The organism is Methylobacterium sp., assembly GCF_019750675.1.
Lineage (GTDB): Bacteria > Pseudomonadota > Alphaproteobacteria > Rhizobiales > Beijerinckiaceae > Methylobacterium.
In genome coordinates this window covers 1-3,509 of the sequence record NZ_JAIEOF010000111.1, presented here as the reverse complement: position 1 = coordinate 3,509, position 3,509 = coordinate 1, and the positions used below count along the sequence as shown (strand labels likewise).

3 protein-coding genes are annotated in these 3,509 nt (G+C 72.8%); all 3 read right to left on the bottom strand.

All coding sequences use genetic code 11. The annotated features are described in order from the left end of the window. Nucleotides 1-227: 227 nt before the first annotated feature. Complete coding sequence (locus K2X24_RS05785; protein ID WP_292495570.1) at nt 228-1,715, bottom strand: M81 family metallopeptidase; 1,488 nt, start codon at nt 1,713-1,715, stop codon at nt 228-230. 44 nt (nt 1,716-1,759) lie between these two features. Next, nucleotides 1,760-3,007 (bottom strand): Zn-dependent hydrolase, encoded by a 1,248-nt coding sequence (locus tag K2X24_RS05780; RefSeq protein WP_292495569.1) that lies wholly within the window; start codon nt 3,005-3,007, stop codon nt 1,760-1,762. Nucleotides 3,008-3,032: 25 nt separating this feature from the next. Further along, nucleotides 3,033-3,509 (bottom strand): ATP-binding cassette domain-containing protein (locus tag K2X24_RS05775; protein WP_292495567.1); only part of this gene is annotated, 477 nt, incomplete at its 5' end.

Below are 3,509 nucleotides of genomic sequence, written 5' to 3'. Positions count from 1 at the left end.
CCCGACGACGACGGGACCGGCCGCTGGACCCGGGCCGTGCGCGAGGCCCTGGAGGATCTCTACCGGGACCCGAGGCGGATTCCGGCCGATCCGGGGGCGGATCGCTAATCAGGTTTCGCAAAAGTGGCCGCCGATTGTGCGGCTAAAACCTGCGACATGGCAAAGAGCTAAGCAGGATGAAGCGTTGGCTTGCCAAGGCGAATTTGCTTAACGCGCCGCCCCGATCCTCAGCCCGGCGTCCAGGCGGCCCCCGCATCGAGGGGGAAGACCGGGCGCGCCAGCTTCGCGAACGGGAACAGGCCGTAATCGGAACTCGTGACGCCCCGGCTCGCGCATTCCACCACCGCCCGGGCGATGGGCTCGAAGACCGGCCGGCAATACATCCGCGACTTCAGGATCAGCACCCGGGCCGCGGCCGGGTCGAGTCCGAGGCTCGTGAAGACGCCGAGGTCCCAGGGCTCGTGCGGCTGCTCGCTGACGAGGATGCGGGCCGCGCCCGTGTCGAGCACCGCCGCCCGGCCCATGCCGCAGCTTTGGCCCGTATAGGTCGGGCCGGTGATGACGTATTGCCCATCGCCCAGCGCCGCCACCGTTCCGGACACCCGGAGGGGGTCTTGCGCGGGAAATCCCGGCAGGGGCACGCGGTTGCCGAGGCCGAGCGCGACCCGGGCGCCCAGACCCGCCGCATGCAGGGCCGCGACGGCCTGCGGGTCGCAGATCGGGCCGGCGAGGATGCCGTCCATCCCGGCGTCCAGGGCGGCGGCGAGCACGTCCATCACGTCGCAGGTGCCCCCCGACATGCAGTTGTCGCCGTGGTCGAGGAGGAGCACCGGGCCCGCTCCGGGGCCGGCCAGGGCGGCGCGGGCCGCCGCGATGGACGCCGCCAGGGGCGCCTCGTCGTAGACGAAGTCCCGTCGGGCGGCCCACAGGCGCGCCGCGAGGTCCTGCGCGGCCCGGTCGGCAGCCGCCTGGGTCTCGGCCGTGACGGTCACCGAGACGCCGGCCTCCGACAGGTCGGCTAAAGAGAAGCCGCCGAAGATCGTGGCGGCGAGCACGCCGGACCGGCCTTCCGCCGCCCGGGCGGCCGCGACGGCCTCCCGCATCGGGCCGGGCACGCGGGTGTCCATGCGCAGGGTGTGGGCGAGCATCGGCGGGTGGACGAAGGCCCGGCACGGGACCAGGCCTTCGTCGAGCATGCGCCCGACGATGCCGGCGACGAGGCTGCCCGTCTCGGCCATGTCCACGTGCGGGTAGGTCTTGAAGCCGGCCAGCGCGTCGCAGTTCGCCACCATGCGGGCGGTGATGTTGCCGTGCAGGTCGAGGGCGACGCCGAGGGGCACGCCGGGCGCTAGGGCGCGGATGCGGGCGAGGAGTTCGCCCTCGCCGTCGTCGTGGCTCTCCGTCACCATCGCCCCGTGCAGGTCGAGCAGGATGGCGTCGCAGCCGGGCCGGATCGCGTCGAGGATCGCCGCGCTCAGGGCCTCGAAGGCCGCATCCGCCACCGGACCGCTCGGGTTGGCATGCGCGGAAACCGGCACCGCGAGGCTGGCGCCCCGGCCTTCCGCGAAGCGGATGAAGGCGCCGAGCGCCGTGGTGCTGCCGCGCCCGGCCGCCAGGGCCGCCTCGCCCCAGAGCGGATCGAAGGCCGCGAGCGGCGTCGCCAAGGGCGAGAAGGTGTTGGTCTCGTGGTTCACCCGGGCGGTGACGATACGCATGCGGTGCCAAACCTTGCTGGGGGAAGCCTTGCTGGGGATCGGAATCAGGCTGCGGGGGTGTGGCGGGCGTCGTAATCGAGCACCGCGTCGAGGAGGACCTGCGCGCCGGCGGCGCACTCGGACGGGGCGGTGGATTCGGCCGGGTTGTGACTGAGGCCTCCTGCGCTCGGCACGAACACCATGGTGGTGGGTACCAGGCCGGCGACGTGGGCGGCGTCGTGGCCGGCCCCCGAGACCATGTCGCGGGTGGCGTGGCCGCCCTTCTCGGCCGCGCGCCGGACGGAGGCGATGCAGTCGGGATCGAAGGCCACGGGGGCGGTCCGGGCGATGACCTGGAGTTTTCCCGTGAGCGAGAGGCCGACCGTGACGCGGTCGAGGGCGTCGCGCAGGGCCGCCTCCAGGGCGTCGAGCACCGCGTCCTGCGGGTGGCGCAGGTCCACCGTGAGGAAGACGTGGCCCGGGATGACGTTGTTGGAATTCGGCGTCACCGTGAGGTGGCCCACCGTGGCGACCGCGTCGGGGGCGTGCGCGAAGGCCGCTGCGTCCACCGCCTCCACCAGGCGCGCGGCGCCGAGGAGCGCGTTGCGCCGCATCGGCATCGGGGTCGAGCCCGTATGGGCGGACTGGCCTTCCAGGGTGACCTCGAACCAGCGCATGCCCTGCACGCCCTGGACCACGCCGATGGCGGCGCCTTCAGCCTCCAGGATCGGGCCCTGCTCGATGTGCAGTTCGAACATCGCGCCGAACGGCACCGAGCCCGCGGGCGCCGCGCCCCGGTAGCCGATGGCGTCGAGGGCGGCACCGAAGCTGGTGCCCGCGCTGTCCTGGCGGGCCTCGGCCCAATCGCCGGCATAGATGCCCGCATAGACGCCGGAACCGAGCATCGCGGGGGCGAAGCGCGCGCCCTCCTCGTTGGTCCAGTTCACCAGCAGGAGGGGCGCCTCGGTGACGAAGCCGGCCCCGTCGAGGGTGCGCAGCACCTCGAGGCCCGCCAGCACGCCGAGCACGCCATCGAACTTGCCCCCCGTGGGCTGGGTGTCGAGGTGGCTGCCCAGCGCGATCGGCTTCAGGTCCGGATTTCGGCCGGGGCGAAGCGCGAACATGTTGCCCACCGCATCCACCGTGAGGGTGCAGCCGAGCGCCTCGACCTGGGCCCCGAGCCAGTCGCGCACCCGGCGGTCCTCGTCGCTGAGCGTCAGGCGGGCGATGCCCCCGTCCGGGGTGGCGCCGATGGCGGCGGTCTCGGTCAGGGTGTCCCAGAGGCGCTCGGCATTGATGGTGAGGTTCGACATGGGTGTCCTGAGTTTCCTTCGCTGCTCACGCGGCCTTGACGCCGAGGAAGCGGTCGCGCGCCGCCGCGTCGGCGACGAAGTCGGCATTGCCGGCCGCGTAGGCGACGCGGCCGAGTTCGAGGATGTAGTGGCGGTCGGCGAGGCTCGTGCAGACCGCGAGGTTCTGCTCCACAAGCAGGATCGGGACCCCGGCGTCGCGGATGGCCCGGATCTGCGCCACGATCTCCTCGACGATGACGGGGGCGAGGCCTTCCACGGGCTCGTCGAGCATGAGGAGCTTCGGCCCCGAGAGGAGCGCGCGGGCGATCGACAGCATCTGCTGCTCGCCGCCCGAGAGCTGGGCGCCCCCGTTGCGGCGGCGCTCTTCGAGACGCGGGAACATGGCGTAGATCGCCCGCATGTCCCAGGGCGAACCTTTCCGCACGGCGATGGCCAGGTTCTCCTCCACGCTGAGCAGGCTGAAGATGCCGCGATCCTCCGGCACGAGGGTGAGGCCGGCCCG